Here is a 24,655-nt window from a genome sequence, read left to right as displayed (position 1 = left end):
CAGTTGTTGCCACTCAAGCCCGGTGGGAGGCTCCGGGGAGGGGTTCGACGGCGTGTCGTGCCCGGGGAGGTGGGCACGGAACGTGCGGTAGACGCGCGGTACGGATGAGCTGTCAGCGGGGAAGGGCGATCATCTGGCAGGTGAGCCGGCCGACGGCGGTGGTGCGGCCCTCGTCGTCGACGATCTCCACCGAGTAGGTGACCACGCGCCCACCGAGGCGGACCGCGGTCGCGGTCCCCGTGACGCGCCCGGAGCGGGCCGCTCGCACGTGTGTGACGCTCAGGTCCACGCCGACGCCCGCGCGCTCCGGGTAGCCGTACGCCATCGCGCCCATCGACGCCAGCGTCTCGATCAGCACGCCCGACGCGCCGCCGTGCAGGAGGCCGAAGGGCTGCTCGTTGCCCTCAACGGGCATCGAGCCGACCACGCGCTCCGGCGTCAGCTCGGTGATCTCGACGCCCAGTTTCACGTCGAGGGGGGAGACGACGTCCGCCAGCCACGGGGGAACCCTGTTCATGGGGGAACTCTGCCACACGTGGCGCGCCTCAGGAGAGGCGCTGCACGCGGCACGATTCGCCGGTGTGCCGGCTTCGGTAGGCTCGCCGGTGTGACTGACTCGGGCAAGCTGCTGTTGATCGATGGCCATTCGGTGGCCTACCGCGCCTTCTTCGCGCTGCCCGTGGAGAACTTCGCCACCACGACGGGGCAGCACACCAACGCGGTGTTCGGGTTCACGTCGATGCTGATCAACGTGCTCCGCGACGAGATGCCCACGCACCTGGTGGTGGCCTTCGACGTGGCGCGCGAGTCGTTCCGCACCGAGCAGTACCCGGAGTACAAGGCCAACCGGGCCAAATCGCCCGAGGAGTTCAAGGGGCAGGTGGCGCTCGTCAAGGACGTCCTCGACGCCCTCAACATCCCCTGGCTGGAGATGCCGGGTTACGAGGCCGACGACATCATCGCCTCGCTGTCGACCCAGGCGGCCGCCGAGGGCTACGACGTCTACATCGTCTCGGGTGACCGGGATGCCATGCAGCTGGTCAATGACCACGTCACCGTGCTCTACCCGCGCAAGGGCGTCTCGGATCTCGCCCGCATGACGCCGGAGACCGTCACCGAGAAGTACCTGGTTTCCCCCACCCGCTACCCGGAGCTGGCGGCCCTCGTCGGTGAGACCAGCGACAACCTGCCGGGCGTCCCGGGCGTCGGCCCGAAGACGGCCGCCAAGTGGCTGGACCAGTTCGACGGGCTGGACAACCTCGTCGCCCGCGCCGAGCAGGTGCCGGGGAAGGCGGGGGAGTCGTTCCGCGCCAACCTCGACGGCGTGGTGCGCAACCGACGTCTCAACGCTCTGGTGTGCGACCTGGACCTGGGCATCACGCTGGACGCCACGCAGCGCCACGAGTGGGACCGCGAGCGCGTCCACCAGCTGTTCGACGCGCTGGAGTTCCGCGTGCTGCGCGAGCGGCTGCTCGAGCTGGCGCCGGCCGAGCCGGCCACGACGGAGAGCTTCTCGGTGCAGGGCGAGCGGGTGGCCACAGGAGGGGTCGCGGCGTGGCTCCAGGCCCACGCCGTGGGCCGCACGGCCGTGCACTTCGTCGGCCATTGGGGCGGCGGAGGTGGGGACGTCACGGCGCTGGCCCTTGCCGCCGCTGACGGTGCGGGTGCCTACATCGACACCGCGGACCTCTCGCCGGCCGACGACGCCGCCCTCGCGGAGTGGCTCGCGAATCCGGCCCACGCCAAGCTGGTACACGGCTCCAAGGGCCCCACGCTGGCCTGCTGGTCACGCGGGTGGGACCTCGTCGGCGTGGCCCAGGACACCCTGCTGGCCGCCTACCTGCTCCGTCCGGACCAGCGCACCTACGACCTGGGCGACCTCGTCGTCCGCTACCTGCAGCGTGAGCTGTCGGCGGAACCCGCCACCGCGGAGGCCCCGCAGGCGGCCCTGGACTTCGGCGACGCGGACGACGGCTCCGTCGACAGGGCGCTGCTGCACGCACGCGCCGTCTTCGACCTCGCCGACGCACTGGAGGCACAGCTGGTCGAGCGCAACGCCACCGCGCTGCTGGCGGACCTCGAACTCCCCTTGCAGCGCACCCTGGCCGAGATGGAGCGCGTGGGCGTCGCCGTCGACACGGCCCGGCTGCAGGCGCTGCGCGACGAGTTCGACGCGGCGGTCGCGGCCGCCCAGCAGGCCGCCTTCGACGTGCTGGGCCACGAGGTCAACCTCGGCTCACCCAAGCAGCTGCAGGCGGTGCTCTTCGACGAGCTCGCCATGCCCAAGACCCGCAAGACCAAGTCCGGCTACACCACGGACGCAGAGGCCCTGGAGTCGCTGTTCGCCAAGACGGAGCACCCCTTCCTCGGCCACCTGCTGGCACACCGGGACCAGATCCGGCTGCGGCAGACCGTCGACGGGCTGCTGGCCGCGATCGGCGACGACGGCCGCATCCACACCACCTACGTGCAGACCATCGCCGCCACGGGACGCCTGTCGTCGACGGACCCCAACCTGCAGAACATCCCCATCCGCACGTCCATGGGCCGCCAGATCCGCTCCGCGTTCATTCCGGGCGAGGGGTACGAGTCGCTGATGTCGGCGGACTACTCGCAGATCGAGATGAGGCTCATGGCCCACGCGAGCGGCGACGAGGGGCTGATCGAGGCGTTCACCTCCGGCCGCGACTTCCACAACGAGATGGCGTCGCTGGTGTTCCGCGTCGAGCCCGAGGACGTCACCGGTGAGATGCGCGCCAGGATCAAGGCCATGAACTACGGCCTGGCGTACGGCCTCAGCGCGTTCGGTCTGTCCAACCAGCTCAAGATCTCCGTGGGGGAGGCGAAGGCGCTGATGGAGGACTACTTCTCCCGGGTCGGCGGAGTCAGCGCGTACCTGGCCTCCGTCGTCGACGAGGCGCGTAGGACGGGGTTCACCGAGACCATGCTGGGCCGACGGCGGTACCTGCCGGACCTCACCACCACGAACCGGCAGCGCCGCGAGATGGCGGAGCGGGCGGCGCTCAACTCGCCCATCCAGGGATCTGCCGCCGACGTGATCAAGGTGGCCATGATCCGCGTGGCGAGCGCGCTGTCACGGGAGGGGTTGGCCAGCCGGATGCTGTTGCAGGTGCACGACGAGCTCGTGTTCGAGGTGGCGCCGGGCGAGCGGGAACGGTTGACGGAAGTGGTGAGGGCGGAGATGACCGGTGCCTTCACGCTGGCCGTGCCGCTCGAGGTGTCGGTCGGGGTGGGCGGCTCGTGGCAGTCCGCCGCCCACTGACTCAGGCCGGGACCGGGGTTCCGTAGAAGAAGATCCGCGAGTCCCAGTCCTCCGTGGAGCGGTTGAAGTCCCAGCAGATGATGATGGCCAGCTGCGGGTCGCCCGTGTAGTCCACCATGACGTCGGAGTTCGGGTCGTAGTCCGCCACCCACACCTTGGTGGCGCCGGTGAATTCGTAGCACTGGACCTGGCCGTCGTCGCCGTACAGCTTGATCAGGTCCCCGGCCGCCAGCTGCGGCTGGCCCCCCGCGTAGAGCTCGTTGCCGAGCGCCTTTCCGGTGCGGTACGTGTGGATCGACAGCAGCGCCTTGCCCGCGTCGCTGCCTGGCATCGGGCCCGCGTTCCACCAGGACGCGGTGCGGGGCTCGTCCTTGGGTGGGGCCGCGATATTGCCGTCCTCGTCCAGGTTGAGCGACACGACCCGCTCGTCGGCGCCCATCGCGGGAATCGCGAAGCGGGTGGGGACGAATCCGCCGGCCGGCACCGTGCAATCCGCCAGTGCCGGGTCGGCCGGAGCGGAGGGGGACGGGCTGGCCGTCAGGGAGGGGATGGCTGACGGGGTGGCAGCCGGCGTCGGGGTGGGGGAGGCGGTGGGCGTCGGTGACGCGACCGGCGCCGCCACAGTGTCCCCGCCGCGGGGGAGGATGAGCGCGATCAGCGCGACGACGGCGACTGCGACGGCGAGGACGACGACCAGCGTCAAGCGGGAGCGACGGGGGTGCGGGGTGGAGCTCACGGAGCCAGCTTATGCAGTGGTCGGTTCGGGCCGGAACGGCCGGCCAGGCCAAGCCGGGAGAGCGGCGCTCGTCAGGTTGCTCTCGACCCCTCATGGCAGCTACGCTGAGCGGGCATTGTGGCCTGCATTCCCTCAGACGGAGTAGGGACCGCGCGTTTCGACAGGGCCCCGGTGCATTGTCATTCATTTTCGGAGCCCTACTACATGACCTCCTCCACTGAGGCATCGACGATCGCCGTCGACGACTTCGCATCACCTGAGGCCTTCATGGCCGCGGTGGACGCCACCATCAAGTACTTCAACGACGGAGACATCGTCTCTGGCATCGTCGTCAAGGTCGACCGGGACGAGGTCCTGCTCGACATCGGTTACAAGACCGAAGGCGTCATCCCCTCCAAGGAACTCTCCATCAAGCACGATGTGGACCCGTTCGACGTCGTCAAGGTCGGCGACGAGATCGAGGCCCTCGTCCAGCAGAAGGAGGACAAGGAGGGTCGTCTGATCCTGTCCAAGAAGCGCGCACAGTACGAGCGCGCCTGGGGCACGATCGAGAAGATCAAGGAAGAGGACGGCGTCGTCACCGGCCACGTCATCGAGGTGGTCAAGGGTGGCCTCATCGTGGACATCGGCCTGCGCGGCTTCCTGCCGGCCTCCCTCGTCGAGATGCGTCGCGTCCGCGACCTCCAGCCCTACGTGGGCATGGAGCTCGAAGCCAAGATCATCGAGCTGGACAAGAACCGCAACAACGTGGTCCTGTCCCGCCGCGCCTACCTGGAGCAGACGCAGTCCGAGGTGCGCCAGACGTTCCTCACCGGCCTGCAGAAGGGCCAGATCCGCAAGGGTGTCGTGTCCTCCATCGTCAACTTCGGCGCGTTCGTCGATCTGGGCGGCGTGGACGGCCTCGTGCACGTCTCCGAGCTGTCCTGGAAGCACATCGACCACCCCAACGAGGTCGTCGAGGTGGGCATGCCCGTCACCGTCGAGGTGCTCGAGGTGGACATGGACCGCGAGCGCGTCTCGCTGTCGCTCAAGGCCACGCAGGAAGATCCGTGGCAGACGTTCGCGCGCCTGCACCAGATCGGCCAGATCGTTCCCGGTAAGGTCACCAAGCTCGTCCCCTTCGGCGCGTTCGTGCGCGTCGGCGAGGGCATCGAGGGCCTGGTGCACGTCTCCGAGCTCGCCGAACGCCACGTCGAGATCCCGGAGCAGGTTGTCTCCGTGGGCGACGACCGCATGGTCAAGGTCATCGACATCGACCTCGAGCGTCGCCGCGTCTCGCTGTCGCTGAAGCAGGCCAACGAGGGCGTCGATGTCGCGGCTGACGACTTCGATCCGCTGCTCTACGGCATGCAGGCGTCCTACGACGATCAGGGTAACTACATCTACCCCGAGGGCTTCGATCCGGAGACCAACGACTGGAAGGAAGGCTTCGACGAGCAGCGCGCTGCCTGGGAAGCCCAGTACGCCCAGGCGCACGCACTGTGGGAGACCCACAAGCGTCAGGTCGAGTCCGCTGAGACCGCGGATCGCGACGCCTCCACGCTCGCCGCGGCCGGCTACACCACCGAGTCCGAGGGTTCGGGCGAACTCGCCTCCGATGAGACCCTGCAGGCTCTGCGGGACAAGCTCACCGGCGGTCGCTGACCGACAGGCACCAAGGAGCCGCCCCCCTCATGCGAGGGGGGCGGCTCCTTGCGTATGTCAGACTGCGCGCCGGCCGGTGACCAGGTTGTAGACCAGGATGGCCAGGGCGACGAGCAGCAGTAGGTGGATGAAGCCACCGGCGACCTTGGCGATCAGCCCGATCAGCCAGAGCGCAATGATGACCACGAACACGATCCACAGGATTCTTGCCATGGACGGAACCTCCTCAGGTAGGTGAGCGTGTCTCCAGCCTAACGGCGATAGCATCGGGCCATGGCACGGATCGCGCTGACGGGGGGCATCGCCTCCGGCAAGTCCATGGTGGCCGACGAACTGGCCAGGCTGGGCGCCGTCGTCGTGGACGCGGATCTCATCGCCCGCGAGGTGGTTGAGCCGGGCTCTGAGGGGCTCCGGCGCATCGTCGAGCGGTTCGGTGCCGGGATGCTGCGCCCGGACGGCACGCTGGACCGCGCCCAGCTCGGTGACCTGATCTTCGCCGATGACGAGGCGCGGGAGGATCTCAACGCGATCGTGCACCCCCTGGTTCGGGCCCGCTCGGACGAGCTGGTCGCGGCCGCACCCCCCGGGTCGGTGGCCGTCCAGGTGATTCCCCTGCTCGTGGAGACGGGCCTGGACAAGGCCTTCGACCACATCATCGTCGTGGACGTGCCGACCGAGACCCAGGTCCGGCGCCTCATGAACCGCAACGACCTCGGCCCCGACCAGGCACGCGCGCGGGTGCGCGTGCAGGCGTCCCGGGCGGACCGCAGGGCGGCGGCGGACTGGGTGATCGACAACTCGGGGGACCAGGCCGCCACGGTCGCCCAGGTCGAGGCGCTCTGGCCCAGCCTCGTCGCCCTCGCCGGGTGAGCGCTACGCGTCGGTGCCCTCCCATGGGGGGCAGGCGCACACCAGGTGGCGGTCGCCGTAGGCGTTGTCCACCCGGCCGACGGGCGGCCAGTACTTGTCCACCCGGAACGCTCCCGGCGGGAAGCAGCCCTGCTCCCGCGAGTACGGGCGGTCCCACTCACCCACCAGGTCCTGGGCGGTGTGCGGGGCGCGCCGCAGCGGAGACTCCTCGGCCGTCATCCCGCCCGCGACCACCACGTCGGCCTCACGCGCGATGTCGAGCATCGCGGTGACGAAGCGGTCCAGCTCGGCCAGGGTCTCCGATTCGGTGGGCTCCACCATGAGCGTCCCCGGCACCGGGAACGACATCGTGGGGGCGTGGAAGCCGTGGTCGATGAGCCGCTTGGCGATGTCGTCGACGGTGACACCGTGGGCGGCGTAGCCGCGGGGATCCAGGATGCACTCGTGCGCCACCCGCCCTCGCGCCCCGCGGTAGAGGATCGGGAAGGAGCCGCTGAGCCTGGCCGCCAGGTAGTTGGCGCTCAATATCGCGACCCTCGTGGCCTGGGTCAGCCCCGCCCCGCCCATCAGCAGCACGTATGCCCAGGAGATGAGGAGGATCGACGCGGACCCGAGCGGCGCCGCCGACACCGCGCCGGGCTCGCCGGTCCGCGGGTCGCCGGGGAGGTGCTCGACGAGATGACTCTTGACCCCGATCGGACCCATGCCCGGGCCGCCGCCTCCGTGGGGGATGGCGAAGGTCTTGTGCAGATTGAGGTGGGAGACGTCTCCGCCGATGTCGCCCGGCCGCACGAGACCCACCATGGCGTTCATGTTGGCGCCGTCGATGTAGACCTGCCCGCCGAACTCGTGGGTGATGTCACACACCTGCCGTACGGATTCCTCGAACACGCCGTGGGTCGACGGGTAGGTGAGCATCACCGCGGCCAGCGCGTCGCCGGCGGACTCCGCCTTCGCGCGGAAGTCGTCGACGTCGATCTCGCCGTCCACGGTGGCCCTGACCGCCACCACCCGCATGCCCGCCATCTGGGCGGACGCGGGATTTGTGCCATGGGCGGAGGTGGGGATGAGGCACACGTCACGCCGCTCACCGCGGGCGCGGTGGTAGGCGGCGATGGTCAACAGCCCCGCGTATTCGCCCTGGGCGCCGGAGTTGGGTTGCATGGAGAACGCGTCGTATCCCGTGATCTCGCACAGCTTCCGCTCCAGGTCCTCGACCATCTCCGCGTAGCCGGCGGCCTGATGGGCCGGCGCGTAGGGGTGGAGGGCGCCGAACTCGGGCCACGTCAGCGGCATCATCTCGGCCGCGGCGTTGAGCTTCATGGTGCACGAGCCGAGCGGGATCATGGCCCGGTCCAGCGCCAGGTCGCGGTCGCTCAACCGCCGCATGTAGCGCATCATCTCGGACTCTGCCCGGTTCATATGGAAGACGGGATGGGCCAGGTACTCGCTGGTGCGCAGCAGCGCGTCCGGGATGGCCGGCTCGTCGGCCAGGCCCGGGCGCTCGTCGATGCCGAAGGCGTCCAGGACCCTGCCGAGCACGTCGAGGTCCGTGGTCTCGTCGAGCGAGATGCCCACCCGGTCACGGCCAACGCGGCGCAGGTTGATGCCCCGATGCTCGGCGGCCGCCAGGATGCCGGCCTGACCCACGCCCACCCGCACCGTGACGGTGTCGAAGAAGTGCTCCGGCTCCACCTCGGCACCGTTGGCGCGCAGCGTCGACGCGAGGGTGGCGGCCATGAGGTGGGTGCGCTGGGCGATGGCGCGCAGCCCGACGGGGCCGTGGAACACGGCGTAGAACGATGCCATGACTGCCAGCAACGCCTGCGCCGTGCACACGTTCGACGTCGCCTTCTCCCGGCGGATGTGCTGTTCGCGGGTCTGCAGCGCAAGCCGGTAGGCCCTGGTGCCCGCGGCGTCCACCGAGACCCCGACGAGCCGGCCGGGCATGGCCCGTTTCAGCTCGTCGCGGCACGACAGGAACGCGGCGTGCGGGCCGCCGAAGCCCATGGGCACGCCGAAACGCTGCGCCGAGCCGATGGCGATGTCCGCGCCCATGGCACCCGGCTCCTTCAGGACGCACAGGGCCAGCAGGTCCGTGGCGACGACGGCGATGCCCCCGGCCTCGCGGACCGCGGCGCACTGCGCGGTGAGGTCGCGCACGTGGCCGTAGGTCCCGGGGTGCGCGAAGATGGCCCCGCACAGGTCGTCGGCGACGAACCCGTCGACCGGACCCACCACGAGTTCCATGCCCAGCGGCCGCGCGCGGGTCGCGAGGACGGCGAGCACCTGGGGGTGCAGGTCGTCGGCGGCGAAGAACCGGCTGCTCGTCGACTTCGCCGTTCGCCTGGCCATCCCCATGGCCTCCGCCGCCGCGGTGGCCTCGTCCAGCAGGCTGGCGTTGGCGATCGGCAGGCCGGTGAGGTCCGCCACCATGGTCTGGAAGTTGAGCAGCGCCTCGAGCCGGCCCTGGGCGATCTCCGGCTGGTATGGCGTGTAGGCCGTGTACCACGCCGGGTTCTCCAGCACGTTGCGCTGAATGGCCGGCGGCGTGACCGTGCCGTAGTACCCCTGGCCGATGAGGGAGGTGGCCACCTGGTTCCTGGCGGCCACGGCGCGCAGCCGCTGCGTGAGCTGATGCTCGGTGAGAGCCTCCCACGTCAACGGGTCCGCCTGCCGGAGCCCTTCGGGGACCGTCTGGTCGATCAGCTCGTCGAGAGAGCCGACGCCGATGGCCTCGAGCATCCGCTCCATCTCGGCCGGGCTGGGCCCGATGTGGCGACGGTGGGCGAAGTCGTCCGGGTCGTAGTCGACCCGCTGCCAGGCCCCCGTCATGCGCCGATGAGTGCGGTGTAGGCGTCCTCGTCGAGGAACTGGTCCACGTCGTCAGGATCGGTGGGGGTCATCCGGAAGAACCAGGTGCCCTCCGCGTCCTCGTTGACCAGCCCGGGATTGTCCGCCAGTTCGCCGTTGACGGCGGTCACCACGCCGCTGATGGGGGCCATGATCTCGGAGGCCGCCTTGACGGACTCGATCACCACCACCTCGGCGCCCGCGACCAGCTCCGTGCCCACCTCGGGCAACTCGATGAACACGATCTCGCCCAGCTCCTTGGCGGCGAACTCGGTGATCCCGACGGCGAAGTCGGACCCGTCGGTGTCGATCCACTCGTGGCTCTCGGTGTACTTGATCATGGGGGTGTCTCCTCAGCGCTTGTAGGACGGGGTGATGAAGGGGAGGTCGACGACATCGACGGGGACGCGCTTGCCGCGCAGCTCCGCCACGACGGTGGGGCCAACGTCCGTGGGGAGCATGGCCATGGCGATGGGGTGGGCCACGGTGGGCCCGTAGCCGCCGGACGTCACGGCCCCGAGGGGCTCGGTGGCGCCCGCGTCGGCGAACAGGAGGACGCCCTCCCGGATGGGGGCCCGGCCCTCGGGGCGCAGCCCGCGCCGCACCCGCGCGGCGCCGTCGCGCAGCTCGGCCAGCACCACCTCGGCGCCGGGGAAGCCGCCCGCGCGCGCCCCGCCGTCGCGGCGCACCTTGGGCACTGCCCAGCCGAGCGCGGCCTGGGCGGGTGTGATGTCCGGGGAAAGATCGTGCCCGTAGAGCGGCATCCCGGCCTCGAGGCGCAGCGAGTCCCTGGCGCCGAGTCCGGCGGGGAGCACCCCGTCGACCGAGAGGAGCGCGCGGGCGAAGCGCTCTGCGTCCGCGTCGGGGACGGAGATCTCGAAGCCGTCCTCGCCGGTGTAGCCGGACCGCGACACCCACACCTCCCGACCCTCCCACTGGAGGGGGAGCGAGTCCATGAAGGTCAGGCCGGTCACCGCCGGGATGAGGGTGGCCAGCGCGGCCTCGGATTCCGGGCCCTGCAGCGCCAGCAGCGCCCTGTCGGTGACGTGCTCGACGGTGACGTCCTCCAGTTGCGCCAGCCAGGCCAGGTCGTGTGCGGTCCGCGCCGCGTTGACCACGAGGAGGAACCGGTCACCGTGGTGGGCGACCATCAGGTCGTCCAGGATGCCCCCGTTCTCGTCGGTGAACAGTCCGTACCGCTGCCGGTGCTCGGCCAGGCCGAGGATGCTGGCGGGGATCAGCCGCTCCAGCGCCACCGCCGCGACACTCGTGTCCCCGGGCCGCGGCCGGACCAGCACCTGACCCATGTGGGACACGTCGAACAGGCTGGCGCGCGAGCGGGTGTGCAGGTGCTCAGGCATCACCCCGGCGAACTGCACGGGCAACTCCCAGCCCGCGAACTCGACGAGCTTCCCGCCGGATTCGAGGTGGAGATCGTGCAGTGCAGTGGTCAGCAGTGACATGGCTTGCCCCTTCCCGCCGGGTGACGGCGCCGTCGGGCGGCGTGATCCACCCTAGCGCCCCCTCTGTCGCGGTGCCTGAGATTTTTGATCCGTCGGCGGGCCTGGCGGCCTCTTTCCAGAGCTTGTCCTGCGTGCGCGGTCCTGGGGCCTGAGAGTTTCCGGGGCGGTTGCTCCTTCGGCATCGGCAGAGCCGATTCTCCCGCGAACGGGCCTCACTCTAGACGACGACGGGGCCCGAGGTCACGCGGCAGCCGTCAGTGGACCCCGGCCCACGCGACCGCGTGGCGAGGCTCCAGCCCGGCGGCGCGGTAGCAGGCGTCGATGACCTCCATCGTGGCGATGGAATCAGCCGCGTCGATCACCACGGGCCCACCGTGCTCGACGGCGGCGACGAACGCGGCGAGCTGCTCGCCGTAGCTGGTCACGTCCGGGGCCACCGTCTCCGTCGTGGACTGCCCGTCCACCGTCACGGTGAGCGAGTTGCCGCCGTGCGGCTTGACGAAGCCCTCGATCTCGAGGGTGCCGAGGGTGCCGACGAGGCGCGCGGACTGCTTCTCGACGTCCTCGAAGAGCGAGCTGGATGCGACGGCGGTGATGCCGCCGGGGAACTCGAGCTGCGCGGTGAGCGCCTCGTCGATCTGACCGCCCGCGAATCTTCGCGCCTCGGCGGACACGACGGTGGGCTCCGCCTTGAGCAGCGTGCGCAGCAGGTGGATGGAGTAGCAGCCGAGATCCATCGTGGCGCCGCCGGCAAGCTCCCAGTTGTACCGGATGTTGCTGCGGTCCGCCACCTGCACGTCGAACACGGCGCTGGCGGACAGGACCGGGCCGATGGTGCCGGCGGCCAGGATCTCCTCCGCGCGGTGGATGAGGGGATGGTGCCGGTAGTGGAACGCCTCCATCACGACCACCGGCAGGCCCGAGACGGCCTCGACGACCCGCCTGGCCTCCTCGGCGTTGGAGGCGTACGGCTTCTCCACCAGGACGTGCTTGCCGGCCTGGGCCGCGCGGACGGTCCACTCGGCGTGGGCGGAGTTGGGCAGCGGGATATAGACGGCGTCCACGTCCGGGGAGGCGAGGAGGGCCTCGTAGGACTCCAGCACCTGCTCGACGCCGTGCTCGGCGGCGAACTCCTCCGCGCGCCCGCGGTTGCGGGCCGCGACGGCGGTGAGCCGCACGTCGTCGTTGGCCCGGGCGGGGGCGATGAGGGCCGAGGGGGTGATCCCGGCGGCGCCGAGGATGCCGAAACGCACGGTCATGGTGGCCTCTCTTCAGTGGTGGTGCGGTCAGTCTAGGGGGGCCTCCGGGAGGGGCATGGCCCGAGGGCTACCTGCTGGCCTCGATCATGGCGCGCAGTTCCTTCTTGAGGTCCGCCACCTCGTCGCGGTGGCGGGCCGCCACCTCGAACTGCAGCTCGGCGGCCGCCTGGTGCATGGCGGAGGTGAGCTCCTCGATCAGCGTGGCCAGCTCGGTCTGCGCCATCGTCGACGGGTCCAGTCCCTTGCGGCCGGAGGGCTTGGCGGCCTCGAGGAGCTCGTCGGTGTCCGCGTCCTCCCGGGCGAGCATCTCCGACACTGCGGCGATGCGCTTGCGCAGGGGCTGCGGGTCGATGCCGCGCTCGGTGTTGTAGGCCACCTGGATGGCGCGGCGCCGGTTGGTCTCCTCGATGGCCGCCTCCATCGACGGGGTGATCTTGTCCGCGTACATGTGCACCTGCCCCGCCACATTTCGGGCGGCTCGCCCGATGGTCTGGATGAGCGAGCGGGCCGAGCGGAGGAACCCCTCCTTGTCCGCGTCGAGGATGGCCACCAGCGAGACCTCGGGCAGGTCGAGGCCCTCCCGCAGCAGGTTGATGCCCACCAGCACGTCGTACTCGCCCAGCCTCAGCTCGCGAAGGAGCTCGATGCGGCGGATGGTGTCGATGTCCGAGTGCAGGTAGCGGGTGCGGATGCCGTGGTCCATCAGATAGTCGGTGAGGTCCTCGGCCATCTTCTTGGTGAGGGTGGTGACCAGGACGCGCTCGTTGCGTTCGACGCGCAGCTTCACCTCGGCCATCAGGTCGTCGATCTGGCCCTTGGTGGGCTTGAGGATCACCTCCGGGTCCACCAGCCCGGTGGGACGGATGATCTGCTCGACGAAGCCGTCCGAGCGCTCCATCTCGTAGGGGCCGGGGGTGGCGGACAGGTAGACCGTCTGGCCGATCCGCTGCACGAACTCGTCGAACTTCAGCGGCCGGTTGTCGATGGCGCTGGGCAGCCGGAACCCGTGCTCCACCAGGGTGCGCTTGCGGGAGGCGTCGCCCTCGTACATGCCCCCGATCTGCGGGATGGTGACGTGGCTCTCGTCGACGATGAGGACGAAATCCTCCGGGAAGTAGTCCACCAGACAGCTGGGCGCCGACCCGGCCGTGCGCCCGTCGATGTGGCGGGAGTAGTTCTCGATGCCCGAGCAGGTGCCGATCTGACGCATCATCTCGATGTCGTAGCTGGTGCGCATCCGCAGCCGCTGCGCCTCCAGCAGCTTGCCCTGGGACTCGAATTCCGCCAGCCGCAGCGCCAGCTCCGCCTCGATCCCGCTGATCGCCCGCTCAATGCGGCCCGGGCCGGCCGAATAGTGCGTGGCGGGGAAGATGTAGATCTCCTGCTCCTCCCGGATCACGGTGCCGGTCAGCGGGTGCATGGTGGCGATGCGCTCGATCTCGTCACCGAAGAACTCCACCCGCACGGCGTTCTCCTCATACACGGGGAAGATCTCCAACGTGTCGCCCTTGACGCGGAAGGTGCCGCGGCCCGCCCCGATGTCGTTGCGGGCGTACTGGATGTCCACCAGGTGCCGCAGCAACTCGTCGCGATCCATCTCGCCGCCGACGCGGAGCGTGACGCGCTGCTCGAGGTACTCCTGAGGCGTGCCGAGGCCGTAGATGGCGGAGACGGTGGCCACCACGATCACATCCCGGCGGGTGAGCAGGGAACTGGTGGCCGCGTGGCGCATCCGCTCCACCTCCTCGTTGAGGGAGGAGTCCTTCTCGATGTAGGTGTCCGTCTGCGGAAGGTAGGCCTCCGGCTGGTAGTAGTCGTAGTAGGACACGAAGTACTCGATGGCGTTGTTGGGCAGCAGGTCCCGCAGTTCGTTGGCGAACTGCGCCGCCAGGGTCTTGTTGGGCTGCATCACCAGCATGGGCCGCTGAAGCCGCTCGGCCAGCCACGCGACCGTGGCGGTCTTGCCGGTTCCGGTGGCGCCGAGGAGCACCACGTCCTGCTCGCCGCTGCCGATGCGGCGCTCCAGCTCGGCGATGGCGCGGGGCTGATCTCCGGACGGCCGGTACTCGGAAATCACCTGCAGCGGCGCCACCTGGCGCTGGAGCTCTTCGATGGGACGCATACCAGCCAGGGTAATAGGCCCCGGCGACAGTCTCGCCGGTGGCGAGCGCCCGTCAGGACCAGGAGCGGATCAGCCGGGGGGACTTGACGCCACGCGCGAGCCAGGCGATGAGGTCACCGGCGGGCCCGCGCACCTCTGCCCGGTCTCCGTCACCCTCAAGCGTGGCCTCGTAGCCCTCGTCGGCCACCAGCCGCAGCGACGGTGGGTGGTGGCGCTCGGTCATGCGCTCCACCTGGAACGCCAGCAGCGACACCGCCGTCTCCGGTGCCAGGTCGGTGGTGGAGGTGTCGCTTCCCATGTCCATGTGGTGCAGCACCACCTCGCCCAGCCGCGCCAGGGGGATCTGCCAGGCGTGGATGGGATAGTCCGGCCGCAGCCACACCCGGGTGTCGTCGCCCTCCAGCGCGCCCAGGAGCTCCTGGAGCTCGCTGGCGGTGGTGTCCAGGTGGATCTGCAGCTCGAGGCCGCCGGCCAGTGCGCCGAGCTCGATGCTGCGGCGCTCCGCGTCGTCCGAGACGTGCATGGTGCAGGGCCGTCCGGAGTGCATGCCGTCGATGACCCTGACGAGGCCGCGGGCCCCGTCGACGAGGTGCGCGGCCACGTGGCTGCGGGTCCAGCCCGGCAGCGTCGTCGGCCTGGCCCAGTCCTCATCCGAGAAGCTGATGGTGTGCCCCAGGAGGAGGGAGGTGTGCTCGCGGACGGCGGCCACCACGTCTGCGAAGCGGGCGCGGCTCGTGGACATGGTCCCAACCTAGCAAAGCCGTACCATGGCGGGCGTGAATGATCGGCTCGTCGTGCGGGGTGCCCGCGTCCACAACCTCAAGAACGTGTCGCTGGATCTGCCCCGGGACGCGCTGATCGTGTTCACCGGGTTGAGCGGGTCGGGGAAGTCGTCGCTGGCGTTCGACACGATCTTCGCGGAGGGCCAGCGCCGCTACGTCGAGTCGCTGTCGGCGTACGCCCGCATGTTCCTGGGCCAGATGGACAAGCCGGACGTGGACTTCATCGAGGGGCTCTCTCCGGCGGTCTCGATCGACCAGAAGTCCACCAGCCGCAACCCGCGCTCCACCGTGGGCACCATCACGGAGGTCTACGACTACCTGAGGCTCCTGTTCGCGCGGATCGGGGTGCCGCACTGCGAGGTGTGCGGCGCGGTGATCGGGCGGCAGACGCCTCAACAGATCGTGGACCGGCTCATGTCCATGGACGAGGGCACCCGCTTCCAGATCCTGGCGCCGCTGGTCCGCGGCCGCAAGGGCGAACACGCGGAGCTGTTCCGCCAGCTCGTCGGCGACGGCTACAGCCGCGTCCGGATCGACGGCGACACCTTCCCGCTGACCGAGCTGCCGGCCATCGACAAGAACCGCAAGCACGACGTCGAGGTGGTGGTGGACCGGGCCGTGGTGCGGCCCAATGCCAAGCAGCGGATCACCGAATCGGTGGAGACCGCGCTGGGCCTGGCCGGCGGCGTGGTGACGATCGACTTCGTCGACCTGCCGGCGGGCGATCCTGAGCGCGAGCGCCGGTTCTCGGAGAAGATGGGGTGCCCCAACGAGCACGACGTCAACATCGACGAGCTGGAACCCCGCCAGTTCTCCTTCAACGGCCCCTGGGGCGCCTGCCCGGACTGCTCCGGCCTCGGCACGCTCCTGGATCCGGACCCCGAGCTGATCATCCCCAACGACGACCTGTCGCTGGCCGACGGCGCGCTGGCGCCCTGGAACACCCCCACCATCAAGGCCCACTACGAGCACGTGCTCCGCTCACTGTCCGAGGAGCACGGCTTCTCCGTCGACGTGCCCTGGCGGGAGTTGAGCGCGGCGGCGAAGAAGGTGCTGCTGCAGGGGGTCAAGGGCAACGTGGTGGTGAGCTACCGCAACCGCTTCGGCCGGGTGCGGTCCTTCTCCCAGAAGTACGAGGGGATCATCCCGTTCATCCGCCGCCGCTACGACGAGGCGGAGACCGACGCCGCCCGCGACCGGTGGGGCGGCTACATGCGCGAGATCAACTGCGCGGCCTGCGACGGGGCGCGCCTCAAGCCCTCCAGCCTGGCCGTGACCGTGGCGGACCGGACCATCGCAGACCTGTCGGCCCTGTCCATCGGTGACGCCGCGACCTTCCTCGCCACGCTGGAGCTGACGGAGCGGGAGGCGACCATCGCCGAGCGCCTGGTCAAGGAGATCAACACCCGCCTGCGGTTCCTTCTCGACGTCGGGCTGGACTATCTGACGCTGTCGCGGGCCGCGGGGACGCTCTCCGGCGGTGAGGCGCAGCGCATCCGGCTGGCCACGCAGATCGGCTCCGGGCTGGTGGGCGTGCTCTACGTCCTCGACGAACCCAGCATCGGCCTGCACCAGCGGGACAACCTCCGCCTCATCGAGACCCTCCACCGGCTCAGGGACCTCGGTAACACGCTCATCGTCGTCGAGCACGACGAGGACACCATCCGCGCGGCGGACTGGGCCGTCGACATCGGCCCCGGGGCGGGCGAGGGCGGCGGTGAGGTGGTGGTGTCCGGCCCGGTCGAGGCGTTGCTCAACCATCCCGAGTCCCGCACCGGCGCGTACCTCTCCGGCCGCCTGTCCATCCCCGTGCCCGCCATCCGCCGCCCCGGCAACGGGAGTCAGATCGTGGTGAGGGGCGCGCGGGAGCACAACCTGCGCGGCGTCGACGTCGCCTTCAACCTGGGCCAGTTCATCGCCGTCACCGGGGTGTCGGGCTCGGGCAAGTCCTCGCTGGTCAACTCGATCCTCTACACCGCCGCCGCCAAGGCCATCTACGGCGCCAAGGCGGTGCCGGGGCGGCACAAGTCCGTGCAGGGTCTGGAGCACATCGACAAGGTCATCCAGGTGGACCAGTCGCCGATCGGCCGGACCCCCCGGTCCAACCCCGCGACCTACACCGGCGTGTTCGACAAGATCCGCACGCTGTTCGCCAAGACCCCCGAGGCGAAGGTCCGCGGCTACCAGCCGGGACGGTTCTCCTTCAACGTCAAGGGCGGCCGCTGCGAGCACTGCATGGGCGACGGCACCATCAAGATCGAGATGAACTTCCTGCCCGATGTCTACGTGCCCTGCGAGGTGTGCCACGGCGCGCGCTACAACAGGGAGACCCTCGAGGTGCACTACAAGGGCAAGACCATCGCCGAGGTGCTGGACATGCCCATCAGCGAGGCGGTGACCTTCTTCGAATCCATCACGTCCATCGCCCGCTTCCTTCAGACGCTGACCGAGGTGGGTCTCGGCTACGTCCGATTGGGGCAGCCGGCCACGACGCTCTCGGGCGGTGAGGCGCAGCGGGTCAAGCTGGCCGCCGAGCTGCAGAAGCGCTCCACGGGACGGACGCTCTACGTGCTCGACGAGCCCACCACGGGCCTGCACTTCGAGGACATCCGGCGCCTGCTCGCGGTGTTGCAGCGTCTCGTCGACGCCGGCAACACGGTGGTGACGATCGAGCACAACCTCGACGTGATCAAATCAGCCGACTGGGTCATCGACATGGGGCCCGACGGCGGCAACCGGGGCGGGCAGGTGATCGCGACGGGAACCCCTGAGGAGATCGCCGTCACCGAGGGGTCCGCCACGGGAACGTTCCTCAAGGCGCTCCTCGACCGCGCCTGAGCCGAGGCTGCGGTGCCGTGGCGGGTCGGTTGGTCCTTGAGCGCTGTGGTCAGGTTGGACGTCGTGTGGTGGGGGCCGGGCCGCCCATGGTGCCGGCCGCGGCGTTTCGCGTTGGCCGTCGTCGAAACACCCCGCACCCGGTGCAGGGAGCCCGGACACGAGGCACAGGCGGCCGCTCTCCCCACGTCAGTACGCATTCGCCAGCTGGCCTGGAGTCAGGTATCGAGGCCGCCCGTGCCTCGTCTCCCGTCTCCCTGCACTGGATTGCCCGTGGCATGGTCGCGTTCGGGCGCGACCCGGCAGGGCGGCCCTGGGTCGAGCCTGTCTGGGCGGGAAGCCAGTTGGGTGATCGTCGGGTTGGGCACCGCTGCGCAGTGCCGCCCTGCCGTTTCCCGCCCTCGCGTCCATGGCGCGTTGCCCTAGCAAGTCCGGTTGCCTGGCTGTCACTTCTGGTGCCGTAGTCGACACCAGAAGTGACGGTCAGCGCTCCTGCCTCCAACTCCGTCCCGCTAAGAGTCAGAGGTGGCGGCGTAGTCGACACCAGAAGTGACATTTAGGCTGTCGGACCCAGCCCATCGACACGCAGGGAGGTCCAAACCCCTGGGGCATTCTCGGTCTGCAGAGTGGTGTCAGCCGGAGATGATCAGGTCGGTGCCCGATTCGGTGAGGGTGGCGCGCACCAGCGGGTCCGTGGCCGGGCCCTGCAGCGGCGTGCCGTCGAGGAGCGCGAAGAGCGAGCCGTGGCACTTGCAGAAGATGCCGTCGTCGCGCACGTCGGAGACAGTGCAGCCCTGATGGGTGCATCGCGACGAGAAGGCGAAGAACGCGCCCTCCTCGGGCTGGGTGACCACGAACCCCCCGTCGAGCACCAGACCGCCGCCGACAGGCACGGAATCCTTGCTCACCGTGACCTCATCGGCGGGGGCTGAGCTGGACGACGTCACATCCGCCGCGCACCCGGCCAGCAGGGCGGTGGCGATGGCGGCACCGGCGGCGATCAGCTCTCTCCGCGTGGTCATGGGCCCACCCTACGCACCTACACTAGCCGGCATGGCCGATCCCGCGAGCTACCGCCCTGCTCAGGGCAGCATCCCCACGGATCCCGGCGTCTACCGCTTCTTCGACGCGTTCGGCAACGTCATCTACGTGGGCAAGGCCAAGAACCTGCGCCAGCGCCTCAACTCCTACTTCGCGGACCCGTCGGCCCTGCACTTCCGCACCCAGACCATGGTGCGCACGGCCGCCAAGGTGGAGTGGACGGTGGTGGCCAACGAGTTGGAGGCGCTGCAGCTCGAGTACACGTGGATCCAGCAGTTCGACCCGCGGTTCAACGTCAAGTACCGCGACGACAAGTCCTACCCGTGGCTCGCCGTGACGATGGCCGAGGAGTACCCGCGCGTGTTCGTCGGACGCGGCGCCAAGAAGCGCGGCACCCGCTACTTCGGCCCCTTCGGGCAGGCGTGGGCCATCCGCGAGACCGTGGACCTCCTGCTGCGGGTGTTCCCGATGCGATCGTGCACCCAGGGCGTGTTCAACCGCGCCCGGTCGTCGGGCCGGCCGTGCCTGCTGGGCGACATCGGCAAGTGTTCGGCCCCGTGTGTGGGGCGGGTCACCGCGGAGGAGCATCGCGTGATCGCAGAGGACTTCTGCTCCTTCATGGGCGGCAACACCGGCGGCATCATCGGCCGCATCGAACGCGACATGTACGCGGCCTCGGCCGAGCTCAACTTCGAACGGGCGGCCGTGCTGCGGGACTCGCTCGGAGCGCTCAGGCGCGTGCAGGAGAAGAACTCGGTGGTGCTCAGCGACGGCACCCGCGCGGACATCGTCGGCCTCGCCGACGACGGGCAGCAGGTGGCCGTCCAGGTGTTCCACGTCGTGGACGGGAGGATCCTGGGCGAGCGCGGCTGGATCGCCGACCGGGCCGACGACCGCCCACTGACCGAGCTGCTGGAGGCGTTCCTCGAGACCGTCTACACCGACGACCTGGAGATCCCGCCCCACATCCTCAGCTCCGTCGAGGCCGAGCGGACGCTGGTGGAGCACCTCAGCCGGCGGCGTGGGTCCAAGGTGTCGATCAAGGTGCCGCTGCGGGCCGAGAAACGCGCCCTGCTGGACACGGCGGTGAAGAACGCCGAGATGGCGCTGACGCAGTCCAAGCTGCGCCGCGCCTCGGACCTGACGACGCGCAACGCTGCGCTCGACGAGATCGCCGACGCGCTCGGGCTGGCGGACCCCCCGCTGCGCATCGAGTGCTACGACATCTCCCACACCATGGGTTCCGAGGTGGTGGGCTCGATGGTGGTGTTCGAGGACGGGCTGCCGCGCACCAGCCAGTACCGACGGTTCATCATCAAGAGCTTCGAGGGGTCCAACGACGTGGCCGCCATCAGCGAGGTCCTCAGCCGGCGGGTGCGTCGCCTGCTCGACGAGCGCTCCTCCGACGTGAAGGTGGACGCCACGACGGGTGAGGCGGCCAGGTTCGCCTACCCGCCGGCCCTCATCGTCGTCGACGGCGGCCTGCCGCAGGTCAATGCCGCGGCGGCGGTGCTGCGCGAGGCCGGCCTCGACGGGGAGATCGCGCTGTGCGGGCTGGCCAAGCGGCTCGAGGAGGTGTGGGTGCCGGGGGAGGATTTCCCGGTGATCCTGCCCCGGGCGTCGGAGGGGCTCTACCTGTTGCAGCGGCTGCGCGACGAAGCCCACCGCTTCGCCATCACGCATCACCGGTCGCGGCGGGCCAAGCAGGTGGTCGAGTCCGTCCTCGACGACGTCCCGGGCCTGGGCGACCTACGGCGCAAGGCGCTGCTCACCTACTTCGGCAGCCTACGGAAGCTGCGGTCGGCCAGCGTCGAGGAGATCGCCGCCGTGCCGGGTTTCGGCCCCCGGCTCGCCCAGACCGTCAAGGCCGCCGTGGCCGACACGGGCGGCGAGGCGATCAATCTCACCACGGGCGAGGTGACGCAGACGTGACCCGATTTGAACATCGTTCAATCTCCAGGGCAAGATGGGGCCACCCCGTACCTCAGGAGCACGACATGACCACCACCACCGCCCCCTCCGTCCGGAGCTTCGCGCCGGCCGACCTCGCCTACGTCGCGGTCTTCGCGGCCCTGATCGCCGCGCTCGCGCTGACGCCCGCCATCCCGATCGGCAGCCTCGGCGTCCCCATCACGCTGCAGACCCTCGGGGTCGCGCTGGCCGGACTCTGCCTCGGGGCGTGGCGGGGCGCGGCGGCCGTGGGCCTCTATCTGCTCGTCGGTCTCGCCGGGCTTCCGGTGTTCTCCGGAGGCAAGGCCGGCCTCGCCGTCCTGGTGGGCCCCACCGGCGGATACCTCGTCGCCTTCCTCGTCTCCGCCTTCGCGGTGGGCCTCGTCGCCCAGTGGGTGGTGCGTCGCGGCCTGAGCCCGTGGACCCCGGTCCTGTTCTTCCTCGGCGTGTTCGCCGCCCGCGTGCTGATCATCTGGCCCCTCGGCGTGGTCGGCATCGCGCGCGCCGTCGGCAAGCCCGTCGGAGACATCTGGCTCAGCGACCTGGCGTTCTGGCCGGGCGACATCCTCAAGGGCATCATCGCCGCGCTCATCGCCTACGCCGTGCACAAGGCCTTCCCGAGGCTGCTGGGCCGATGATCAGCCTGCACGCGGTCACCGTCGTCATCCCGGCCGTGCGCCGGGGCGACGCGGACCACGTGCTGCTTCACCCCCTCACCCTCGACCTGTCCGAGCGACGCATCGCGGTGGTCGGGGCCAACGGGTCGGGCAAGTCCACGCTGCTGCGCCTGCTCAACGGCCTGCGCACCCCGACGGCGGGGACGGTCACCGTCGACGGGCTGGACACGGTCAAGGACGCCAGGGGGGTCCGGTCCCGGGTGGGCTTCGTCTTCACGGACCCGTTGGCGCAGCTGCTCATGTCCACCCCCGTCGAGGACGTCGAACTCAGCCTCCGCGGCCGGATCAAGGGTCGCGGAGAGCGGACGCGCCGCGCCCTGGACCTGCTCGAGGGTCGCGGACTGGGGCATCTGGCGCACCAGAGCATCTACGACCTCAGCGGCGGCGAGCGGCAGCTGGTCGCGCTCACCAGCGTGCTCGCCGTCGACCCGGCGATCCTGGTGGCCGACGAGCCCACCACCCTGCTCGACCTGCGCAACAAGCGGGCGCTGCGACGCACCTTCGCCGGCCTGGACCAGCAGATCATCTTCTCCACCCACGACCTCGAGGTCGCGGCGGACGCGGACCGCGTCCTGGTGCTGCACGAAGGTCGCGTCATCGCCGACGGGGCCCCCGCCGCGGCCCTGGCCGCCTACGAGGACGTGCTGGTGTGAACGCGCACGCGTCGCTGCTCGGGCTGTACGAGCCGGGGGAGGGCTGGCTGTTCCGGCTCCCCGCCGGCGCGAAGTACGTCCTGATGCTCGCCGTCACCGTCCCGCCGCTCGTCGCGGGCACGTGGTGGGCCACCGCGGCCGCCCTGATGGTCGTGCTGGGGCTGCTGTGGACCTCGGGCATCACGCCGTGGCGCGCCCTGCGCATCGGGTGGGTGCTCTGGATCCTGCTCGCCGTCATGGCGGTCTACCACCTCATCTCGCTCAACCCCGGCGCCGCGGTGGTCCAGTCCGGCACCATCCTCGTGGCCGTCCTCGCCGCGAGGATGCTGACCCTCACCACGTCGACGCCGGTGCTCATGGACGCGCTCGGCGCGGCACTGGGCCCGGTCCGGTGGGTCAGGCTCGACCCCCGGCAGGTCGCGTTGGCGGTCGCCCTCATGATCCGCTCCGTGCCCTACCTCATAGGGTCCATCGACGACGCCCGCGACGCCGCCCGCGCCCGAGGCCGGGACCGTAACCCGGCCCTGCTCCTGACGCCCGTGGTGGTCGGGGCCGTGGCGTACGCGGAGCGCACCGGTGAGGCCCTGCACGCCCGCGGACTCCCGGACGACGCCTGACCGGAGCGCATCGGGGCGCGCTCAGGATGCCTCCGGCTACTAGGCTGGCGCCATGACCGATGCCCCGCAGGAGATCGCCCTCATCACCGGCCTGTCCGGCGCGGGCCGCCGGACAGCGGCGCACACCATGGAGGACCTCGGCTGGTACGTGGTGGACAACCTGCCGCCGGTGATGCTGCCCAGCCTGGCCCAGACCCTCCGCGGCTACGGCACCCGGCGGATCGCCGTCGTCGCCGACGTGCGCTCCCGCGAGCAGTTCGAGCAGCTCCCCGAGGCCATCGACCGCCTCAAGGCGGAGGGCGCGACGGTGACCACCGTGTTCCTGGAGGCCGCCGACGACGTCATCGTCCGGCGGCAGGAGTCCAACCGCCGGCCGCTCCCGCTGCAGGGCGGCGACCGGCTGATCGAGGGCATCGAGCGCGAACGAAGGCTCCTGGCGGACCTGCGGGCAGACGCGGACATCGTCGTAGACACCACCTACCTGTCCGCCCGGCAACTGACGCAGCGGGTGGCCAACCACTTCGGCGACGAGGCCACGGACAAGCTCAAGATCGCCCTCATCTCCTTCGGGTTCAAGAACGGGGTGCCCATCGACGCGGACATGGTCTTCGACGTCCGATTCCTGCCCAACCCGTACTGGATCCCCGAACTGCGCCCCAAGTCCGGCCTCAGCAAGGACGTGGCGCAGTACGTGCTCAAGCACGACGCGGCGCAGACCTTCCTGGTCGCCATGGTCAACCTCCTCGAAGGGGTGGCGCCCGGCTACCTGGCGGAGGGCAAGCGTCAGGTCACCGTCGCCATCGGCTGCACCGGCGGCAAACACCGCTCCACGTCCATGAGCGAGGACTTGTCGCTGCGGCTCCAGGGTCGCGGCTTCCCGACCACCGTGCTGCATCGGGACCTGGGCAAGGAATGAGCCTCCAGCATCTTCCGCGGGTGGTGGCCCTGGGCGGCGGACACGGCCTCGCCACGTCGCTGACGGCGCTGCGCCGCGTGACGGACCGGCTCACCGCGGTGGTCACGGTCGCGGACGACGGCGGCTCCTCCGGCCGCCTGCGGCAGGAGCTGGACTGCCTGCCGCCGGGCGACCTCCGGATGGCGTTGGCCGCGCTGTGCTCCGACGACCACGTGGGGCGCACCTGGGCGAGCGTGCTGCAGGCCCGCTTCCACGGTGACGGGCCGCTCGGCGGCCACGCCATCGGCAACCTGCTGATCGCGGGCCTCTGGCAGCAGCTCGACGATCCCGTGGCAGGGCTGGACATGGTGGGGGACCTGTTGCGGACCCGCGGCCGGGTGCTGCCCATGAGCTCGGTGCCGCTGGACATCGAGGCGGACGTCGTGGGCCTGGACCCGCTGGCGCCCGACGAGGTGTGCACACTGTCCGGGCAGGCCACCGTCGCGAAGACGCGGGCCACCGTGCAGTCCGTCCGGCTGATCCCGGACCGCCCCCCCGCGCGGCCTGAGGTGCTGGCCGCCGTGCGCGAGGCGGACAGCGTGGTGCTGGGCCCGGGATCGTGGTTCACCAGCGTGATCCCGCACCTGCTCGTCCCGGAGCTGGCCAAGGCGCTGCTGGAGACGGACGCGCAGCGGGTCCTGGTCCTCAACATCGCTCCTGCCGAGGAAACCGACGGCTTCTCACCGTCACGGCACATCGAGCTCCTCGCGGAGCACGCGCCGGGCCTGATGCTGGACGTGGTCATCGCCGACAGCAGCTTCGCCGACACCGATCACCACCTCGAGGCCTACATCCGCTCCCTGGGCGGGACCCTCGTCACCGCGGACGTGAAGTCGCGCGACGGGTCGCCGACGCACGACCCGAACCGGCTCGCCGCGGTGTTCAGCGAGGTCCTCGGCCGCTGAAGCTGTGCCG

General features: G+C 70.2%; 20 protein-coding genes and 1 riboswitch. Of the genes, 10 read left to right on the top strand and 10 right to left on the bottom strand.

The genetic code is table 11. The features are described 5' to 3' along the window. Positions 1-112 precede the first annotated feature (112 nt). Positions 113-517, bottom strand: coding sequence for a PaaI family thioesterase (locus tag ACX1D0_RS06780; RefSeq protein WP_459020115.1), 405 nt, complete (start codon positions 515-517; stop codon positions 113-115). A gap of 90 nt (positions 518-607) precedes the next feature. Between ACX1D0_RS06780 and polA the strand changes: the two genes are divergently transcribed. Next, positions 608-3,283 carry a DNA polymerase I gene (polA, locus tag ACX1D0_RS06775; RefSeq protein WP_459020114.1) on the top strand — a complete coding sequence of 892 codons (2,676 nt, stop codon included), beginning with the start codon at positions 608-610 and terminating at the stop codon, positions 3,281-3,283. Position 3,284: 1 nt separating this feature from the next. Here polA and ACX1D0_RS06770 read toward each other — a convergent pair whose 3' ends face one another. Further along, entirely contained in the window at positions 3,285-4,019 is a 735-nt protein-coding gene (locus tag ACX1D0_RS06770; protein ID WP_459020113.1) for a class F sortase, read from the bottom strand. A 204-nt stretch (positions 4,020-4,223) separates the two neighbouring features. On the opposite strand from ACX1D0_RS06770, the gene rpsA reads away from it, so the two are divergent. Next, complete coding sequence (gene rpsA, locus ACX1D0_RS06765) at positions 4,224-5,663, top strand: 30S ribosomal protein S1 (RefSeq protein WP_459020112.1); 1,440 nt, start codon at positions 4,224-4,226, stop codon at positions 5,661-5,663. A gap of 57 nt (positions 5,664-5,720) precedes the next feature. On the opposite strand, the gene ACX1D0_RS06760 is transcribed toward rpsA, so the two are convergent. Further along, the gene (locus ACX1D0_RS06760; protein WP_459020111.1) at positions 5,721-5,876 is read right to left on the bottom strand and encodes a lmo0937 family membrane protein; all 156 of its coding nucleotides are present in this window, start codon (positions 5,874-5,876) and stop codon (positions 5,721-5,723) included. A gap of 60 nt (positions 5,877-5,936) precedes the next feature. Between ACX1D0_RS06760 and coaE the strand changes: the two genes are divergently transcribed. Then, positions 5,937-6,533, top strand: coding sequence for a dephospho-CoA kinase (gene coaE, locus ACX1D0_RS06755; RefSeq protein ID WP_459020110.1), 597 nt, complete (start codon positions 5,937-5,939; stop codon positions 6,531-6,533). A gap of 3 nt (positions 6,534-6,536) precedes the next feature. Here the strand turns inward: coaE and gcvP are convergent, their stop codons facing one another. The 6 genes from gcvP to ACX1D0_RS06725 form a co-directional block, all read right to left on the bottom strand. Then, positions 6,537-9,368, bottom strand: coding sequence for an aminomethyl-transferring glycine dehydrogenase (gene gcvP, locus ACX1D0_RS06750; protein WP_459020109.1), 2,832 nt, complete (start codon positions 9,366-9,368; stop codon positions 6,537-6,539). Further along, a complete protein-coding gene (gene gcvH, locus ACX1D0_RS06745; protein WP_459020108.1) occupies positions 9,365-9,727 on the bottom strand; it encodes a glycine cleavage system protein GcvH in 363 nt (120 codons plus the stop codon). Before gcvH ends, gcvP begins: the two co-directional genes overlap by 4 nt. A 12-nt stretch (positions 9,728-9,739) precedes the next feature. After that, a complete protein-coding gene (gcvT, locus tag ACX1D0_RS06740; RefSeq protein WP_459020107.1) occupies positions 9,740-10,849 on the bottom strand; it encodes a glycine cleavage system aminomethyltransferase GcvT in 1,110 nt (369 codons plus the stop codon). A gap of 126 nt (positions 10,850-10,975) precedes the next feature. Beyond that, positions 10,976-11,061, bottom strand: a riboswitch (glycine riboswitch). 42 nt (positions 11,062-11,103) lie between these two features. Continuing rightward, on the bottom strand, positions 11,104-12,108 hold the full coding sequence (locus ACX1D0_RS06735) for a Gfo/Idh/MocA family protein (protein ID WP_459020106.1): 1,005 nt from the start codon (positions 12,106-12,108) through the stop codon (positions 11,104-11,106). 67 nt (positions 12,109-12,175) lie between these two features. After that, a complete protein-coding gene (uvrB, locus tag ACX1D0_RS06730) occupies positions 12,176-14,230 on the bottom strand; it encodes an excinuclease ABC subunit UvrB (RefSeq protein WP_459020105.1) in 2,055 nt (684 codons plus the stop codon). A gap of 52 nt (positions 14,231-14,282) precedes the next feature. After that, entirely contained in the window at positions 14,283-14,972 is a 690-nt protein-coding gene (locus ACX1D0_RS06725) for a maleylpyruvate isomerase family mycothiol-dependent enzyme (protein ID WP_459020104.1), read from the bottom strand. Between the two features lie 25 nt (positions 14,973-14,997). On the opposite strand from ACX1D0_RS06725, the gene uvrA reads away from it, so the two are divergent. Beyond that, complete coding sequence (uvrA, locus tag ACX1D0_RS06720) at positions 14,998-17,850, top strand: excinuclease ABC subunit UvrA (protein WP_459020103.1); 2,853 nt, start codon at positions 14,998-15,000, stop codon at positions 17,848-17,850. 629 nt (positions 17,851-18,479) lie between these two features. Here the strand turns inward: uvrA and ACX1D0_RS06715 are convergent. Continuing rightward, on the bottom strand, positions 18,480-18,869 hold the full coding sequence (locus ACX1D0_RS06715; RefSeq protein ID WP_459020102.1) for a Rieske (2Fe-2S) protein: 390 nt from the start codon (positions 18,867-18,869) through the stop codon (positions 18,480-18,482). Between the two features lie 31 nt (positions 18,870-18,900). Here ACX1D0_RS06715 and uvrC point away from each other — a divergent pair, with 31 nt between their 5' ends. The 6 genes from uvrC to ACX1D0_RS06685 all read left to right on the top strand — a co-directional run bounded on the left by uvrC (position 18,901) and on the right by ACX1D0_RS06685 (position 24,645). Next, positions 18,901-20,820, top strand: a complete 1,920-nt coding sequence (gene uvrC, locus ACX1D0_RS06710) for an excinuclease ABC subunit UvrC (RefSeq protein ID WP_459020101.1) — start codon at positions 18,901-18,903, stop codon at positions 20,818-20,820. A 65-nt stretch (positions 20,821-20,885) separates the two neighbouring features. Continuing rightward, on the top strand, positions 20,886-21,476 hold the full coding sequence (locus tag ACX1D0_RS06705) for a biotin transporter BioY (protein ID WP_459020100.1): 591 nt from the start codon (positions 20,886-20,888) through the stop codon (positions 21,474-21,476). Beyond that, complete coding sequence (locus ACX1D0_RS06700) at positions 21,473-22,168, top strand: energy-coupling factor ABC transporter ATP-binding protein (RefSeq protein WP_459020099.1); 696 nt, start codon at positions 21,473-21,475, stop codon at positions 22,166-22,168. Before ACX1D0_RS06705 ends, ACX1D0_RS06700 begins: the two co-directional genes overlap by 4 nt. Beyond that, a complete protein-coding gene (locus ACX1D0_RS06695; protein ID WP_459020098.1) occupies positions 22,165-22,785 on the top strand; it encodes a CbiQ family ECF transporter T component in 621 nt (206 codons plus the stop codon). The genes ACX1D0_RS06700 and ACX1D0_RS06695 overlap by 4 nt, the downstream gene beginning before the upstream one ends. A 52-nt stretch (positions 22,786-22,837) precedes the next feature. After that, positions 22,838-23,701 carry an RNase adapter RapZ gene (gene rapZ, locus ACX1D0_RS06690; RefSeq protein WP_459020097.1) on the top strand — a complete coding sequence of 288 codons (864 nt, stop codon included), beginning with the start codon at positions 22,838-22,840 and terminating at the stop codon, positions 23,699-23,701. Next, the gene (locus tag ACX1D0_RS06685; RefSeq protein ID WP_459020096.1) at positions 23,698-24,645 is read left to right on the top strand and encodes a gluconeogenesis factor YvcK family protein; all 948 of its coding nucleotides are present in this window, start codon (positions 23,698-23,700) and stop codon (positions 24,643-24,645) included. The genes rapZ and ACX1D0_RS06685 overlap by 4 nt, the downstream gene beginning before the upstream one ends. Positions 24,646-24,655 lie beyond the last annotated feature (10 nt).

It is taken from the genome of Tessaracoccus pujii (assembly GCF_054483895.1).
The sequence above is the reverse complement of the archived record's forward strand: the minus strand, read 5'-3'. Positions and strand labels throughout refer to the sequence as shown.

Coding starts and splice junctions, on each gene's coding strand:
- ACX1D0_RS06780 (WP_459020115.1), bottom strand. CDS start 517: ATGAACAGGGTTCCCCCGTGGCTGGCGGACGTCGTCTCCCCCCTCGAC.
- rpsA (WP_459020112.1), top strand. CDS start 4,224: ATGACCTCCTCCACTGAGGCATCGACGATCGCCGTCGACGACTTCGCA.
- ACX1D0_RS06760 (WP_459020111.1), bottom strand. CDS start 5,876: ATGGCAAGAATCCTGTGGATCGTGTTCGTGGTCATCATTGCGCTCTGG.
- coaE (WP_459020110.1), top strand. CDS start 5,937: ATGGCACGGATCGCGCTGACGGGGGGCATCGCCTCCGGCAAGTCCATG.
- gcvP (WP_459020109.1), bottom strand. CDS start 9,368: ATGACGGGGGCCTGGCAGCGGGTCGACTACGACCCGGACGACTTCGCC.
- gcvH (WP_459020108.1), bottom strand. CDS start 9,727: ATGATCAAGTACACCGAGAGCCACGAGTGGATCGACACCGACGGGTCC.
- gcvT (WP_459020107.1), bottom strand. CDS start 10,849: ATGTCACTGCTGACCACTGCACTGCACGATCTCCACCTCGAATCCGGC.
- ACX1D0_RS06735 (WP_459020106.1), bottom strand. CDS start 12,108: ATGACCGTGCGTTTCGGCATCCTCGGCGCCGCCGGGATCACCCCCTCG.
- uvrB (WP_459020105.1), bottom strand. CDS start 14,230: ATGCGTCCCATCGAAGAGCTCCAGCGCCAGGTGGCGCCGCTGCAGGTG.
- ACX1D0_RS06725 (WP_459020104.1), bottom strand. CDS start 14,972: ATGTCCACGAGCCGCGCCCGCTTCGCAGACGTGGTGGCCGCCGTCCGC.
- uvrA (WP_459020103.1), top strand. CDS start 14,998: ATGGCGGGCGTGAATGATCGGCTCGTCGTGCGGGGTGCCCGCGTCCAC.
- ACX1D0_RS06715 (WP_459020102.1), bottom strand. CDS start 18,869: ATGACCACGCGGAGAGAGCTGATCGCCGCCGGTGCCGCCATCGCCACC.
- uvrC (WP_459020101.1), top strand. CDS start 18,901: ATGGCCGATCCCGCGAGCTACCGCCCTGCTCAGGGCAGCATCCCCACG.
- ACX1D0_RS06705 (WP_459020100.1), top strand. CDS start 20,886: ATGACCACCACCACCGCCCCCTCCGTCCGGAGCTTCGCGCCGGCCGAC.
- ACX1D0_RS06700 (WP_459020099.1), top strand. CDS start 21,473: ATGATCAGCCTGCACGCGGTCACCGTCGTCATCCCGGCCGTGCGCCGG.
- rapZ (WP_459020097.1), top strand. CDS start 22,838: ATGACCGATGCCCCGCAGGAGATCGCCCTCATCACCGGCCTGTCCGGC.
- ACX1D0_RS06685 (WP_459020096.1), top strand. CDS start 23,698: ATGAGCCTCCAGCATCTTCCGCGGGTGGTGGCCCTGGGCGGCGGACAC.